This window comes from Flavobacterium odoriferum, from assembly GCF_025499515.1.
Taxonomy (GTDB): Bacteria; Bacteroidota; Bacteroidia; order Flavobacteriales; family Flavobacteriaceae; genus Flavobacterium; species Flavobacterium odoriferum.
In genome coordinates this window covers 79,081-95,285 of sequence record NZ_JAMKFA010000003.1, presented here as the reverse complement: position 1 = coordinate 95,285, position 16,205 = coordinate 79,081, and the positions used below count along the sequence as shown (strand labels likewise).

Sequence of the window (16,205 nt, the reverse complement as noted above, 5' to 3'; positions counted from 1 at the left end):
TTTTTTTGTTAAAAGAAAATCCCGAATTAGTTTTAATTCGGGATTTTTGATTTATTTCGTGTTTAAAACCTCCAACAAAACCTTACCATCTGAACTATTTGGCATAGTGATTTTTAGCATTTGTGTGATTGTTGGTGCTATTTGTGTGATTTCTTTTCTATCGTGGGTTGTTCCTTTTTGGATCTTCCAACCAAAGAAAATTAACGGAACGTGTGTGTCATAAGAATAAGGCGAACCATGCGTTGTTCCTGTTGAAGAATATTCTACATAACCTGGTTTAAAAATCATGATGAGTTCACCATTTTGTGTTGGGTCATATCCTTTTGTGATGAAGTCTAAATAGTAATCACTAGGATTTCCGTTGGTGATTTCTTCTTCAAGGTAAACACGTTTGATGTAGTCTTGTTTGTGTAAATAATCTTTGAAGGTTTGTTTTACTTCTTGTAAATTCAAGCCTTTTGATTTTACTTTTGCTTTATCGAAAAACACGTTATAATTCGAATAATCTAACACTAAATTATCTCCAAAAGTAGTTTCTGAAAATTCTTTCAACTCTTTTTGAATGTTTTTGTAATTGATGTTATCTACTTTGTACTTGTTGTCTTTCAAATACGTCACATTTTCCGCTCCAGCGTGATCTGCCGTTAAGAAAACTAGGTAATTTCCCTTTCCAACCGTTTTGTCTAAGTAAGCTAAGAAATCAGCAATAGTTTCGTCTAAACGTAAATATGTGTCTTGCAATTCAATCGAACGTGGACCTAAAACGTGTCCAATATAATCTGTTGAAGAGAAACTTACTGCTAGAAAATCGGTAATGTTGTCTTTTCCTAAATTTTCGCTTTCGATGGCTTTTTTAGCAAAATCGGCTAATAAATTATTCCCATATGGCGTTGAACGAAGGATTCCAGCATCGTTTGCATCATACATATCTTGTAAATTGTATGGCATAAACGGCGCTTTTTTATACAATTTTCCTTCGTATGGATTGTTATCGGTTAAGCTTTCGTTGTACGTTTCTTTTGGTTTTAATAAATCCCAACCTTTGGTTACGTATTTCAAATAATTTTTCTCAGCATTGAATTGCGTTGCCCAATCTGGAAGTTTTTCTCCGTAGTATGTACTTGATATAAACGCTCCAGTTTTACTGTACCAAAATGCCCAATCGGCAAAATGTCCAGCAGGAAGAATTGCACCTCTATCTTTAATACTCATTCCAATCACTTTTCCTTTGAAATTGGTTGAAAGCTTCAATTCGTCAGTAATAGTAGAACTTTGCAAGTTTCTTGGTGACATTTTTCCTTCTTTATCTGAATCGTCTCCAATTGTTGAAACCGTTTCGTCATCGGTACAATACATTTCTTTTCCAGTAGCTTTATTGAACCATTCGTTACCTACAATTCCATGAACCGCTGGCGTAGTTCCGGTGTAAACTGAAGCGTGTCCGGGCGCCGTGTATGTTGGCATGTAATTGTAATGCGTATTATGAAACGTGTAGCCTTGATTCATTAATCGCTTAAAACCATTTTCTGAAAAGTCGTTTGAAAAACGGTATAAGTATTCCATTTTCATTTGGTCAACCACGATTCCAACAACTAATTTTGGTTTGTCTTGTGCAAAGTTTGCTGTTGCAATTAACGATACTATTATTAATAAGACTTTTTTCATTTTTAGAATAAATTTATACAAAAGTACATTTTTGATAGAATAACTATGTTAAGAAAATAAAAAGACTCTAAATTGCGAATACAACTGAGAGTCTTTTTTATAGTATAGCTGAATTTTTATTTTGTTACTTCTTCTACAATATCATAACAAAACACAAAATCTTTAAAATACACATACAATTGTGGTTTATTTCCTTGATCGATTCTTGTCATAAACGAAATTTTCACAGGTGTTCCCAATTGATTTTTACATAAATACGAATTGATTTCATCTGTTTTTGTAACTTCTTTATCCAAATATTCAACAATTGTATAGTGCTGAATTTCTCTTGAATAAATTACAATTTTATCTTTATCATAGTCTAAAGTAACATACATTTCTGTTTTCTCAGGAGTTGACCATTTTCCCCAATTGTTTTTGTTGTCTTTTTCTAAAACCGTCATTTGAGTAGTTTTAAAACGAAATTGCTGTGCAAAACTCGAAAACGAAGTTATAAAAAGAAAAAATAATAAGTATTTAAAAAATTTCATTTGATTTATATTTTAAAATTCAAAGGTAGCAACCTCTTTTTTAGCAAAATTAAATTCGGTTATTATATTATCAACAATAGTTTCAACAGGCAAAATATCGTGAATTAAACCTGCAATTTGACCAATTTCTAATTCGCCTTCGATTAAATCCCCTTCAAACATACCACGTTTTGCTCTTCGTTTACCTAATAATTCAACTAAATCTTCTTTTGATGGGCATTTTGCATAAAGTTCCTGAACATCGTTGTAAAATTTATTTTTGATTAATCGAACAGGAGCTAATTCTTTCAAAGTCAATTGTGTATCGCCTTCACCCGTTTCAACGATTGTTCTTTTAAACTCATCATGTGCAGAACTTTCGGTTGAAGCGGCAAAACGACTTCCCATCTGAACGCCATCAGCACCTAAAGTCATGGCTGCAAGCATTCCTCTACCCGTTGCAATTCCACCTGCAGCTATTAATGGAATTGAAATTTGCTCGCGCACCATTGGAATTAATGTCAATGTAGTGGTTTCTTCTCTTCCATTGTGCCCACCCGCTTCAAAACCTTCAGCAACAACAGCATCAACACCCGCTTCTTGTGCTTTTAAGGCAAATTTTGAGCTACTTACTACATGTACAACAGTTATGCCATTTTCTTTTAAAAAAGGTGTCCAAGTTTTTGGATTTCCTGCCGAAGTAAAAACAATTTTTACGCCTTCTTCTTTCAGAATTTGCATGATTTCTTCAATGTTTGGATACAACATTGGTACATTTACTCCAAAAGGTTTGTCGGTAGCTCTTTTACATTTTTGAATGTGTTCTCTTAAAACTTCAGGATACATTGATCCTGCACCAATTAATCCTAAACCTCCTGCATTACTAACTGCACTTGCTAATTTGTAACCACTATTCCATATCATTCCACCTTGAATAATTGGATATTTTATGTTGAAAAGTTGCGTGATTTTATTCATTTATAATTTCAATAATTTTCCTTGAAGTGTTTTATTTTGAGTTGAAAGTTCATAGAAATACATTCCAGAAGCTAAATTTTCAACATTGATAGTTTGATTTGTATTGATAATTGTAGATTCTTGCACTTTTTGACCCAAATTATTATATAAATAAAAAACTGAATTTACAGATTCATCTGGCACTTTTACAAAAATTGTACTGTTAACTGGATTTGGATAAATTAAAAACACTTCGTTTTCAAATGATTCTGAATTTAATGCATTTGTTAAAGCCAATTGAAAATCTGGAATTCCATAACCATATTGATTTGTAGGCAATGTAAATCTATCGGAAGATTCTTTTACAAACTGCACAACATCAACAGCTGTTAAATTAGGAACTGCCGACCAAAAACTTGTAACCATTCCCGCCATAATTGGACCAGAAAATGAAGTTCCGTTTGCAGTTACGATATTTCCGCTTGTGTTTGATACAACTGAAGCTTGCCCTTGAGCCATAACATCTGGTTTTACACGTCCATCAAAAGAAGGTCCGATAGAACTAAATGTTGCGTAAACTTCGTCGCTTCTAACTGCTCCAACTGCCAAAACATTTGTAGCTTCTGCTGGAACTCCAACATATGGATTTGCTGTTGATCCAGAATTTCCAGCGCTTGCAATTACAATAATTCCTTTAGAAAATGCAATATTTGCACCCCTTGAAGCAAAAGATTGATTTCCAGTCATTTGACTATAAGTGTGACTATAATTTGGATTATCGTAACCAAAATAACCTAAAGATGAAGTAATTACATCTACTCCTAACCTATCTGCTTCTTCTGCTGCTTCTACCCAATAGCTTTCTTCAACTGGATTTTCAGAAGCAACATCTTCGGTAACAAATAAATAATATTGAGCATCAGGAGCAGTTCCTACTAATTGTCCATCGACATAACCTCCCATGCAAGAAAGTACCATGGTTCCGTGATCATGAAGAGCGTAAACATTTGTGCTTTGATTTACGTAGTTGTATCCGCCTAAAATTAAATTGTTTGTAAATAATCGTTGAAAAGGAGTTGCTGTATTGACATTTAAAAAACCTGAATCTAAAACGGCGATAATTTTCCCATCTCCTGTAAAATCTTGTTGGTGCAACAAATGTCCATTTAACATTTGAATTTGATTTGCCGAAGTTCCGTAATTAAATGTAACTTCTACATTCATATTTTTATTGATAGGATTACTCACTGAGGTTGAGCTAAATCTATCATTTAATGTCTGATTTGCAAATTCAATCGAACTCACAAAAGACAAACTTGCTAAAGCCTGAATACTGGTTTGTGAACCTCTAACGTGAAGCGCATTTAGCCATTTAGATTTTGCCATTACTGTAATTCCTGTTGAAGCAGTTACTTGATCAATATAGGTTTGTGCAATAGGCACATCGGTAGTGCTTAATGTTATTCCTTGAGCAGTTCTTCTATCTAAAGACCGTTGTGTAAGCATTGATAGTGGATTTGCTAAATAAGTCTCTGCATCAGGTTTGTCGGTAAAATAAACCCAAGCATCTTCTTGCGAAAAGCCAAGATTAAAAGTAAGCAATAATAAAAGTAACGTTTTCTTCATAGCTTAAGAATTTTATCAAAAATAATCATTTTTAATGAAGAAATTACAACTTTTTAAGCAATTACTCCACTTCCTAAAATTTCATCGTTATGATGCCATGCAACAAATTGTCCTTCGGTAATTGCAGATTGCGGTTTTTCAAACACAACATACATTCCGTCTTCAAATTGGTGTAAAGTTGCTTTTTGTAAGGGTTGACGATAACGAATTCTAGCCATAACATCCATTTTTTCACCCATTTTTAAAGCTAAATCTTTTCGAATCCAGTGAATTTCTTCGTTTGCAATGAACAATGCTTTTTTAAATAATCCAGGATGATTTTTACCTTGACCGGTGTAAATAATATTTTTATCTACATCGGTTTCAATAATGAATAATGGCTCTTTTGTACCGCCAACGTTTAATCCTTTTCGTTGTCCTTTTGTAAAATAGTGAGCTCCTTGGTGCTTTCCAACCACTTTACCTGGTACTTTCAAATAATCAATTCGTTTGGATTCAAAAGCAAAAGTATCTTCTTCTGAATCAAATTGCGGTTTTTCTTGTGTAAATATTGTTGCCTCTGAAGGAATTTCAATAATAATTCCTTCTTTTGGTTGTAATTTTTGTTGTAAGAATTCAGGTAAACGCACTTTTCCGATGAAACAAAGTCCTTGAGAATCTTTTTTTTCGGCTGTGATTAAATCTAATTTTGTAGCAATTTCACGAACTTCGGGTTTTGTTAATTCGCCAATTGGAAATAAAGCTTTTGCCAATTGTTCTTGTGATAATTGACATAAAAAATACGATTGATCTTTGTTATCGTCTTTTCCTGCTAATAATTGGAAAATTTCTTTTCCGTCTTTTTCGATGATTCCTTTACGACAATAGTGTCCAGTTGCTACATAATCAGCACCAAGCGAAAGCGCAATTTTCATGAAAACATCAAACTTGATTTCACGGTTGCACAATACGTCTGGATTTGGTGTTCTTCCCTTTTCGTATTCATTGAACATATAATCGACAATTTTTTCTTTGTATTGCTCTGATAAATCAACTGTTTGAAAAGGAATCCCTAATTTTTCGGCAACTAAAAGTGCATCATTACTATCTTCTAACCATGGACATTCGTTTGAAATGGTAACTGAATCATCGTGCCAATTTTTCATAAAAAGACCAATAACTTCATAACCCTGTTCTTTTAATAAATAAGCTGCTACACTAGAGTCAACTCCTCCTGAAAGCCCAACAACAACTCTCTTCATAATTATTTTCCTTTCTCTTGTTCTTTTTTTACTTGCTCAAATGTTTTTGAGACTTTTTCAGTGTAGCGTTGTTCGTATTTGATTAATTCTTTACTGAATTTAATAGCTTTCACTTCTTTAATAACTTTGTTATCTTCAAAAAATTTCCAATTTCCAACTCGTTTACCATTCACATATTTTCCTTCATACATTTTATTACCATTGCCATCATAATAAGAGGCTAAGCCTTCAAATTGTCCATTTTTATATATGTGTTCATCAATTAATTTTCCTTTTTCAGAATAAGTTTTAGCGATTCCATCTTTAATACCTGCCTTGTAATTAGTATCTTCAGCAATAGTACCATCTTTGTAATACACTTTTCGATTTCCGTCAAGTTTACCTTCTTTATAATTTTCAATCGTCATTAATTGCGAAGATTGAAAATGATAATATTTCCAAGTTCCATCAGTAATTTTATTGACTAATTTTCCTTCACTTACTTTATTTCCTTTTTGATCATAAAAAATTGCATAGCAAGAACCATCTCCTTTGGAAAAATCTCGAGTAGCAATTACAGTTCCTGCTTTGGTATCGTCAAAATATTTAAAAACACCAGTTTCTTTTCCGTGATCAAAAGTGCCTTCATATCTTGGACGATTGGTATCTTTATGTAAACCCTTCCATAAACCATGACGATTTCCTTGTTCATCTAACTGATTTATTTTGTCTTGACAAAAACCAGAAAAAGAACTCAAAATTAAAAAAAGGACAACAACTTGTTTCATTTTATATATTGTTTAATTTTTATTATCACTTAATTACCAGACACTTAACAAAATCAATACATTATTTATTTTTCATCTTAAACAAAAAATAAATATGCGTTAAATGTACTTTAAAACGCTCAACAATAGTTTTTTATTTGTTTAATTTTTTTTAAATTTGCTTAAACAAAAAATTTATTTACTATGAAAAACTACGCAAAATTAATCAAATTAACTTTAATAGTGGTTACAACTGCTATTATGTTTTCATGTTCTGATGATGATGGAACAACTTACAACAACAATTCAATTGTAGCAATTGCTTCAGAAACTTCAAACTTGTCTATTCTTGTTGATGCACTTGAAAGAACAGACTTAGTAGAAACATTAGACCAAACAGGACCTTACACTGTTTTTGCACCAACAAATGCAGCTTTTACAACTTTTCTATCTGCTAATGGTTATGCTAATCTTGATGCAGTTCCTACTGCTGCATTAAAAGAAATATTACTTAATCACGTTGTAAGCGGAACTAATTTATCTACCAGCCTATCAACTGGTTACATCAAAACGCTTGCCAAAGGAAGTGCATCATCAACAAATACATTAAGTATGTTTGTTAATACATCATCAGGTGTACGTTTAAATGGTGTTTCTAGTGTCACTTCAGCTGATGTAGTTGCTTCAAATGGTGTGGTACACATTGTTGATGCAGTGATAGGATTACCAACAGTTGTTACTCACGCTCTAGCAAATCCAAACTTCACAAATTTAGTTGATGCTTTGACAAGTGAAGGACAACCTGATTTTGTTGGGATTTTATCTGGGACTGCAAGTTCTCCTTTTACCGTTTTTGCCCCATCTAATGCCGCTTTTACAGCATTTGAAACTGAAAACCCAGGAACTTTAGCAAGTTTAACACCGGCACAGTTGACATCAGTTTTAAGTTATCATGTTGTAGCTGGAGCAAATGTTTTATCAAATGCCATTCCGTTAGGACCAATAACAACTTATGAAACGGGAACTTTTACAGTTTCTGGAACTGTGATTACAGATGAAGCGGCAAGACAAACTAATATTGTTGCCGTTGATGTACAAGCATCAAACGGTGTTATTCATGTTTTAGATAATATAATTTTACCAGATTTAGATTAATAATAGTTTCTATTAATATTGTTTTTGGTTAAAAACGTCTGCTGTAAAAGTGGACGTTTTTTTTATTTTCCGAGTTCAACAGCTCTTAAATTTGCTGAATCGATAGCTTTAATAACAATGTCTGACATTCCTAAAAAATTAAAAACAGACAAGGCAGCCTCTGTAGTTCCGCCTTTTGAAGCCACGCGTTGAATCCAAGCTTCATTTGACAATTTACTTCTGTTTTGCAAATGTACCGAACCAGAGAAAGTTTGACTTACCAAAAACTCTGCTTCAGAAGGTGAAAAACCTAATTTTACAGCCGATTCAATCATAGCTTGCATAAAATAAAACACATAAGCTGGTCCACTTCCTGAAACCGCTGTTGCAGCATTAAGCATTTCTTCTTTTTCGATATAAATCGATTTTCCAGTTGTATTGATTAAATTCTGAACAATAAAAAGCTCTTTTCTATCCACAGCATTTGAAGCGCAAAAAACCGTCATTCCCTCGCCTATTTGTGTTGGTATGTTTGGCATTGATCGTACAATTTTAGAAACACCCAATTCCTTTTGCATAGCTTCAATTGAAATCCCAGCCATTACCGATAAAATAACATGTTCTGGATTTAAGAAAGTTTTTATTTCAGAAGCTAATTGTTTAAAATCTTGAGGTTTTACTGCCAAAATCAAAATATCCGATTCGAAGATTTGGGAATTGGGTTCTGTATAAAAATTTATTACATCAATTCCGAAACTATTCTTTTCTTCAATTTTTGTCTTATTTAAAATTAAAATATCTGAAGCTCCTACAAATCCAGAGCTCATAAAACTGTTGGCATAGGTTTGCCCCATATTACCAAATCCGATAATCGCTATTTTCATTACTAGTATAAAAAAGAAACCCTGTCGTTTGCAGACAGGGTTTGTATTAAGATAAAATTATTTTTTCTTTTGTGCGGCTTTTTGGGCTTCTGCTTGCTCCATCATTTCGCGCATTTTTCTCTGGAATTTACTTTCCTTTTTCTCTTTGGTCTTATTATCTTGAATTTTAGCATGAATTTTAGCTTCATCAACAATATAATTTTTGATTACTAACATAATTCCAATAGTAATTAAGTTAGAGATGAAGTAATACAAACTCAATCCAGATGCATAATTATTAAAGAAGAACAACATCATAACAGGCGAAATGTAAATCATGATTTTCATGATTTTACCCATATCTGGCATACCCTCTTGTGGTGGTGTACTCATCGCTTGGTCTCCAGTTGTCATTTTCATATAGAAGAAAATAGCAATAGACGCCAAAATTGGGAATAAACTCACGTGACTTCCATAAAATGGAATATGGAAAGGTAATTGATAAATGCTATCGTATGAAGATAAATCGTCTGCCCAAAGGAAAGATTTTTGTCTTAAATCGAACATCGATGGGAAGAACTGAAACAACGCATAGAAAATTGGCATTTGCATCAAGGCTGGTAAACATCCTGCCATAGGATTTACACCTGCTTTAGAATACAATTTCATTGTTTCTTGTTGCTTTTTCATCGGATTGTCCTTGAATTTTTCATTCAATTCTGTAATTTCAGGACGTAAAACCTTCATTTTTGCTTGTGACAAATAAGACTTGTATGTTACTGGCGACATTACAATACGAACTAAAATCGTGAATAAAACAATCGCAATTCCGTAACCAATTCCTAATGCTGAAATAAATCCGAAAACTGGAATAAAAATATAACGATTAATCCATCCGAAAATTCCCCAACCTAATGGCATGATTTCGTCTAAATTTCTTTCATAACCATTCAAAATTTCATATTTTGCTGGACCATAATACCAATTCATATTATAGTTTAAAGCGCCATTTTTAAATTCTAAAGGAACTTGAGCTGTGAAGTTTTTAGTAAAAACTGTATCTACTTTTTCATCATCAACTAAATTATCTGACTTAAATTTCGCTGTTTTGAATTTCGTATCCGTCAATAAAATAGAAGTAAATAAATGCTGTTTAAAAGCGATGTAAGAAACATCATTTGCTTCATCTTCTGAATCTTTGGCAGCGTTTAAATAATCGTCTTTTCCATCTTCATATTCGAACACTAATTCAGTATAACGATTTTCATACGAAACACTTTTCTCGTTTCTGTATGATTTTAATTGCCATTCTAAATCTAATGGTTTTAAAGTATTTACTACTTTTTCCAAACCTTGAGAACGGATAGCAAAATCTAACATATATTCGTTAGGTTTCAACACATAACGGTATTCTAAAAACTGATCTGGACCCGCTTTTAATTGCAACGTTAAAACTTGATTTTTACCTTCAGTAGTTAACTTAGGTTCAAAATACATGTCTTTTGTATGCAACGTTCTGTTATCTGTTGTATTTAATGCGATGTCTAAAGAAGCGTTTTTATCTTTGATGATTTGAACCGCTTTTTTAGAATTTTTCTCAAATTGATCAAATCCTAAAACAGTTGCATCAACGATATATCCACCTTTATTAGAAATTTTAAGCGATAAAACTTCATTCTTGATTTCGGTGACAGCATCTGTAGCCGATGGAAGTGTTGCAGAATATCCAAACGTACCTAATTGTGCTTGTGCTGCTGCATTTTTAGTAGAATCTGCTACTGGCGTTGCTGCAACCGATGAAGTTACCGTTTTAACTTCTTTAGCTTGTTTATCTAATTGCTCTTTTTTCTCTTTTTCCTTTTGTTCTTCTGGTGTTGGAGCATTTGAATATAACATCCAAATCAAAATTCCAGAAATCAATACAAATCCGATAATCGAATTAAGGTCTAATTTTTTTTCTTCCATCTACTTATTAGTGTTCAGTGTTCCGTTTTAAATGAACAGTTTATTTAGTTTTATGTTGTACCGCTGCAGCTACAAAACTCACAAAAAGTGGGTGCGGATTAGCGACAGTACTTTTATATTCAGGATGGTATTGAACGCCGATAAAGAAAGGATGTGTAGGAATTTCAACAATTTCTACCAACTTCGTATCTGGATTTACTCCCGAAGCTACTAATCCTGCTTTTTCTAATTCGTTTAAATACGCACCATTGAATTCGTAACGGTGACGGTGACGCTCCATAATCTCAGTTTTACCATAGATTTTTTGTGCTAACGTATTTTCTTTAATACTACATTTCCATGCGCCTAAACGCATAGTTCCTCCTTTGTTTTCAATATTTTTTTGCTCTTCCATTAAGTTAATAACTGGATGAGTTGTATTTTCATTCATTTCGGTTGAATTGGCATCGGCATAACCTAAAACGTTACGAGAATATTCAATTACAGCCATTTGCATTCCCAAACAAATTCCGAAAAACGGAATATTATTTTCTCTTGCATAACGAACCGTATCGATTTTACCTTCAATTCCACGACCGCCAAAACCTGGTGCAACAAGTATACCATCCAAATCTTTCAACTGACTTTCTGCCGAATTGGCATCTAAATACTCAGAATGAATAGAAATAACATTTACTTTTGTCTCATTTGCCGCTCCAGCATGAATAAACGCTTCTAAAATCGATTTGTAAGAATCTTGCAATTCCACATATTTTCCAACCAAACCAATGTTTACTTCGTACTTAGGATTTTTCAATCTAAATAAGAACTCGTTCCAGTTGTTTAAATCTGGTGTGTTTTTTTCTGGTAAATCTAATTTTTTCAACGCTACTCTATCCAATCCTTCTTCCAACATTAAATTTGGAACTTCATAAATAGTGGATGCATCAATCGATTGAATTACCGCTTCTTTTTTTACATTACAAAACAACGCTAATTTTTGACGTAAATCTTGCGAAATTTCATGTTCAGTTCTACAAACTAAAATATCAGCTTTGATTCCGCTTTCCATTAAAGTTTTCACCGAATGTTGTGTTGGTTTCGTTTTTAATTCTCCGGCAGCAGCCAAATATGGCACCAACGTTAAATGAATTACGATTCCGTTATTTTCTCCTAATTCCCAAATCAATTGACGTACTGACTCTATATAAGGTAATGATTCAATATCTCCAACAGTTCCACCAATCTCAGTAATTACAATATCAAAATCACCCGATTTTCCAAGCAACTGCATGCGTTCCTTGATTTCGTTTGTGATATGAGGCACCACTTGAACCGTTTTTCCTAAAAATTCTCCTCTACGCTCTTTTTCAATAACCGAAAGGTAGACTCTTCCTGTAGTTACATTATTCGCTTGCGAAGTAGGAACGTTTAAAAAACGCTCGTAGTGACCTAAATCCAAATCCGTTTCTGCTCCATCGTCTGTTACATAACATTCTCCGTGTTCGTAAGGATTTAATGTTCCTGGATCCACGTTGATGTATGGATCGAACTTTTGAATGGTCGTTCGGTATCCTCTGGCTTGCAATAATTTGGCTAACGAAGCTGCGATAATCCCTTTTCCTAAAGAAGAAGTCACACCTCCGGTAACAAAAATGTACTTAGTTTGGTTCATTGTGTTGTTGTTGTGTTGTTGTTGCGATAAATATCTTTTATCTGTAATAAAATCGTGCAAAGATAGGTTATAAAATTAGAATTCAGAAATTAGAAATTAGAAATTTTATACCGATTTACACAAAGTTAATAAAGCCCCATTTATGTCTTTAAAAATCACTTTTTTGGAAAGTTTCTGCGGATGTTTCGAACCAGTTCTTCTAAGCCGTTTAGCTTGAGTTCGTGGACCAATTTTAATTGTTCGCCTAATTGTCCTTTAGGGAAACCTTTATTAGCATACCAAACCACATAATACTCCGGAAGGTCGATTAAGTAATAGCCTTCGTATTTACCAAATGGCATTTTTGTGTGTGCTAGTTTTACGAGAAGTTCTTGGTTGGTCATTTTTTTGAGATAAAAAAAAGAATATAGATATGTTAAATCTATATTCTTTTTTAAATATATTGAAAAATAAATTAAACTGCTACAGGATAGTAATTAGAAACTAAATTAACTATTGATTTAAGATTAGAAACACCCGCTGTAAAATTTATTTTATTTATTCTATCCATTGCTTCTTGATTAACAAACCCATCATACCTTGATTGTCTTGAGTTTTTATACAATAAAAATAATTTTCTACTCAAATCTTCATCAATACTTTTTACATTATTAATATTTGTTTGATGACTACTTGTTACTGAAAACCCCTTATTAATCAACACACAATAACACCTATGTAATCCAACATAAAACTGAACTGTAACCTTCCAATCAAAATAACTTTCAGGATAGTCGCTATTAATACAATCCAAAAAATCTTGATTATGATCTGCTTTATTCTCGTATAATTTAGGCACTTAAAATTAGTTTTTCAGTGTTTGACAAATTATTTTCCATATCTAACTCTAAAAAACAAAAATTGACATCAAGATAATTATGAATTTCACTAGTGAAATAATCATATTCAAGATTCTCCAAAGTCTCTTTAATTTTCTCATCCTTTACAGATATAAAGAATGTTAAATCCTTATCTGTAGAATTTGCAAAATGAATAAAATTAAAATTAGATTCATACTTCTTAAAAGTATCCTCAAAACTTTTAAAAACGAAGTTATAAATTTGCCCTTGAGAAATATCTTGCATATGAATAAGTGACTCAATAGCTGGTCTTTGAATTGTTTCCTCTAACTTTGAAAATATTTCTGTTTTTTCTCCTATGGCATCAAAAACTCCCACACTATTTTCAATATCATCACCAACTTTATGAAGAGCTTTGGCGAATTCATTTAAAATATGAGCATTTTTAAAAGAACAATTCTTTTCTTCGTTAGAAATGTCTACTTTTTTTATCATCATAATTAATAGTAATATAAATATTCTATTGTTGACAAATATATATACAAATATATGTAAAAAACAAATTAATTTGTTAAAACAATACTAAAAAACAAAACTCATCATTTGTAAACCCCTTATTTTTACTTCCAATTAAAAACAATTTCTTTTTTAATATCCGGATGTAAACTATAAAAAACTGGGCAAGTCATTGCGGTTCTTTCTAAGATGGTTTTTGTTTTTTCGTCGGGATGAATGGTGAAATTAAAAGTTACGTGAATTTCTGTAATTCTTCTTGGTTCAGTTCCCATGATTTTAGTCACTTCTGCGGTAGAACCTGAAAAATCTATGTTTAAATCACGTGCTTTGATTCCCATAACGGTGAACATGCAACTGGCTAATCCATTGGCAACGGTGTCGGTTGGAGAAAAAGCTTCTCCTTTTCCGTTGTTATCAAGTGGTGCATCCGAAATAATTTCAGAACCCGATTGTAAATGTATCGAAGAGGTGCGTAAATCACCTAAGTAAGTCACTTTTGAAGTTGCCATTATTGTGCTTGTTTAATCGTTAAATCGCTGTCGTAATATAATAAATAACAACCATTATTATTGTTTGCGCCATTTTCATTCGAATAATCGAAACTATTTCCAACATATTCCGTTTTGTGTTTTGAAACAGAATCTACAAAACCTTCTTCCTGACAAATGCGCAAAATAGTATCAAAAGTAACATCAAACCCTTTTACAGCAGCTGCATTTGGCGCAATGTTATTGTCTTTTTTAAATTCTTTTGCAAAGATAAACTCTTCAGGTGTTTCGATAATTTTATTTGCAGAAGGATACATCATTTTTAAAGCGGTTAAATTCTTAATCGGAATTTCTTCAAAATTAAGTGCATCATACACTTCAAAAACAACCAATTGAATGTCATATTCTTTTTGCAAACTCTTTAATGCATTTGTAATACTCAAAATTGTTCCTGCCTTTTCTATTTCTAAAATTACAAAATTTGGTTTTCCTTTAACCAATTGTGATTTAAAATAAACCATATCCAAAGCGCCTTTATCATTAAAAATAGCATGCTTAGTTTCTGGATAATTTGCCTTTAAATAATCTCTCGATGCATTCTTTTTGGTACTAATAATTGCCACTACATTACCTTCTTTTTGTTTGAAATAAGCAAACAAATTAGCCTTCAACTTTTCTTCCGAAGGAATCGCATAATATAAATTAGGCAAAGCCAAACCTTTTTCTTTCGAAAGTGGCGAAATTACAGGAATATTATATTTTGAAAGCAATTGTGCAACACTTTCAGCATGTGAATTTTGAAACGGACCAATAACAGCATCTACATTTGAAAAATCATTTTTTGAAATAATAGAAGTTACATTAGAGGAATATTTTGAACTTTCAACATCATAAATTTTAACATTGACAGGTAATCCTAATACTTTTGCTGAGTCAACTGCCTTTAAAGCTCCTGCATAAAAATCTAAGGTTAAGTTTAAAAATTTATTGGTTTTTAAATGTTCTGCTTTTGTTTTTAACGAATCGTTTTCTATTTTATTGATATTAAATGGAAGAAATAAGACCAGCTCTTTTTGCTTTGTCTTATCAACTGTTTTTAACAAATCAACTTTGGGTTTTATAGAAAGAATGGTATCTCTTATGATTCTTCGAGATGGCACATTTAAAACCATTCCTTCCTTTAAACCATTTTTCAATTCAGGATTCAAATCCAATAAATCCTCTTGAGAAACATTTAGCTTTTTAGACAAACTAAATATTGTTTCTTTAGGTTGTACTTCATATTGTCCTTTTCCTACAACTGAAACTTTCTTTTCTTGAGTAGTTTTAATTTTTAAGATTTCGCCTACTTTTAATCCTTCTGCAATTTGCGGATTTAATTTTTCTAATTCCTCAACTGAAAGTCCATATTTTGTAGCAATTCCATATTTGGTTTCTTGAGCAACAACTGTATGCGAAAAAGTTGAAATTGTAGTTTTAACTTTTTCTTCTTCTACAACATCTAGAACTTTTACATCGGGTTTGACTTCCTTTTGAATAATGGGTTTGCTTGAAGCATAAGGCTTAGAAACATAAATTTCTTGATCAATTTTTAATCCTTCTTTTAGTGCTTCTTTATTCCATTTTTCAATATCAGAAACAGAAACATTATACTTTTTAGCAATCCCAAAAAGCGTTTCTTTTGGTGCAACTTTATGGGTAATTCCTGATGCATTAGAACCTGCTTTTGGAATTAATAAAGTCGTATTTTCTTGTACTCCATTTTTTGCATCCGGATTTAACCTATAAATATCAAAAGGCGTTACTTGATATTTCTTAGCAATTTGATATACAGTTTCTCCTTTTGCTACAGTGTGCTTAATTTGAGCTTGTACAGCAAATGCGAATAAAAAAATATAAATAAAAAATACGTTCTTCATAGTATAAAATATAAAAAATGGCAATTTCAAAATTCAACTCAAATGTACTAAAAATCTAAATTGAAACTTGTAATTGCCATTAT

Annotated in this window: 15 protein-coding genes; 1 reads left to right on the top strand and 14 read right to left on the bottom strand. The window is 32.2% G+C overall.

The window, feature by feature from the left end; genetic code table 11:
* Nucleotides 1-51: 51 nt before the first annotated feature.
* The 6 genes from pafA to M9Q43_RS03400 form a co-directional block, all read right to left on the bottom strand.
* A complete protein-coding gene (gene pafA, locus M9Q43_RS03425; RefSeq protein WP_262317582.1) occupies nucleotides 52-1,665 on the bottom strand; it encodes an alkaline phosphatase PafA in 1,614 nt (537 codons plus the stop codon).
* 116 nt (nucleotides 1,666-1,781) lie between these two features.
* On the bottom strand, nucleotides 1,782-2,195 hold the full coding sequence (locus tag M9Q43_RS03420) for a hypothetical protein (protein WP_262317581.1): 414 nt from the start codon (nucleotides 2,193-2,195) through the stop codon (nucleotides 1,782-1,784).
* Nucleotides 2,196-2,207: 12 nt separating this feature from the next.
* Nucleotides 2,208-3,152, bottom strand: a complete 945-nt coding sequence (locus M9Q43_RS03415) for an NAD(P)H-dependent flavin oxidoreductase (protein WP_262317580.1) — start codon at nucleotides 3,150-3,152, stop codon at nucleotides 2,208-2,210.
* Complete coding sequence (locus M9Q43_RS03410) at nucleotides 3,153-4,757, bottom strand: S8 family serine peptidase (RefSeq protein WP_262317579.1); 1,605 nt, start codon at nucleotides 4,755-4,757, stop codon at nucleotides 3,153-3,155. It lies immediately after the preceding gene.
* Between the two features lie 53 nt (nucleotides 4,758-4,810).
* Nucleotides 4,811-5,998: a tRNA 2-thiouridine(34) synthase MnmA gene (gene mnmA, locus M9Q43_RS03405; RefSeq protein ID WP_262317578.1), complete on the bottom strand. Its 1,188-nt coding sequence runs from the start codon at nucleotides 5,996-5,998 to the stop codon at nucleotides 4,811-4,813.
* 2 nt (nucleotides 5,999-6,000) lie between these two features.
* Complete coding sequence (locus tag M9Q43_RS03400) at nucleotides 6,001-6,765, bottom strand: toxin-antitoxin system YwqK family antitoxin (protein ID WP_262317577.1); 765 nt, start codon at nucleotides 6,763-6,765, stop codon at nucleotides 6,001-6,003.
* Nucleotides 6,766-6,948: 183 nt separating this feature from the next.
* Between M9Q43_RS03400 and M9Q43_RS03395 the strand changes: the two genes are divergently transcribed.
* On the top strand, nucleotides 6,949-7,899 hold the full coding sequence (locus M9Q43_RS03395) for a fasciclin domain-containing protein (RefSeq protein ID WP_262317576.1): 951 nt from the start codon (nucleotides 6,949-6,951) through the stop codon (nucleotides 7,897-7,899).
* A 62-nt stretch (nucleotides 7,900-7,961) separates the two neighbouring features.
* Here M9Q43_RS03395 and proC read toward each other — a convergent pair whose 3' ends face one another.
* The 8 genes from proC to M9Q43_RS03355 all read right to left on the bottom strand — a co-directional run bounded on the left by proC (nucleotide 7,962) and on the right by M9Q43_RS03355 (nucleotide 16,122).
* A complete protein-coding gene (gene proC, locus M9Q43_RS03390) occupies nucleotides 7,962-8,762 on the bottom strand; it encodes a pyrroline-5-carboxylate reductase (RefSeq protein ID WP_262317575.1) in 801 nt (266 codons plus the stop codon).
* Nucleotides 8,763-8,819: 57 nt separating this feature from the next.
* Nucleotides 8,820-10,706, bottom strand: a complete 1,887-nt coding sequence (yidC, locus tag M9Q43_RS03385) for a membrane protein insertase YidC (RefSeq protein ID WP_262317574.1) — start codon at nucleotides 10,704-10,706, stop codon at nucleotides 8,820-8,822.
* A gap of 40 nt (nucleotides 10,707-10,746) precedes the next feature.
* A complete protein-coding gene (locus tag M9Q43_RS03380; RefSeq protein WP_262317573.1) occupies nucleotides 10,747-12,360 on the bottom strand; it encodes a CTP synthase in 1,614 nt (537 codons plus the stop codon).
* A 155-nt stretch (nucleotides 12,361-12,515) separates the two neighbouring features.
* Entirely contained in the window at nucleotides 12,516-12,743 is a 228-nt protein-coding gene (locus tag M9Q43_RS03375) for a DUF3820 family protein (protein WP_262317572.1), read from the bottom strand.
* Nucleotides 12,744-12,814: 71 nt separating this feature from the next.
* The gene (locus M9Q43_RS03370) at nucleotides 12,815-13,198 is read right to left on the bottom strand and encodes a hypothetical protein (RefSeq protein WP_262317571.1); all 384 of its coding nucleotides are present in this window, start codon (nucleotides 13,196-13,198) and stop codon (nucleotides 12,815-12,817) included.
* Nucleotides 13,191-13,697, bottom strand: a complete 507-nt coding sequence (locus tag M9Q43_RS03365; protein ID WP_262317570.1) for a hypothetical protein — start codon at nucleotides 13,695-13,697, stop codon at nucleotides 13,191-13,193. Before M9Q43_RS03365 ends, M9Q43_RS03370 begins: the two co-directional genes overlap by 8 nt.
* 122 nt (nucleotides 13,698-13,819) lie before the next feature.
* Complete coding sequence (locus M9Q43_RS03360) at nucleotides 13,820-14,224, bottom strand: OsmC family protein (protein ID WP_262317569.1); 405 nt, start codon at nucleotides 14,222-14,224, stop codon at nucleotides 13,820-13,822.
* Nucleotides 14,224-16,122, bottom strand: coding sequence for a PBP1 and LysM peptidoglycan-binding domain-containing protein (locus M9Q43_RS03355; RefSeq protein ID WP_262317568.1), 1,899 nt, complete (start codon nucleotides 16,120-16,122; stop codon nucleotides 14,224-14,226). The genes M9Q43_RS03360 and M9Q43_RS03355 overlap by 1 nt, the downstream gene beginning before the upstream one ends.
* Nucleotides 16,123-16,205 lie beyond the last annotated feature (83 nt).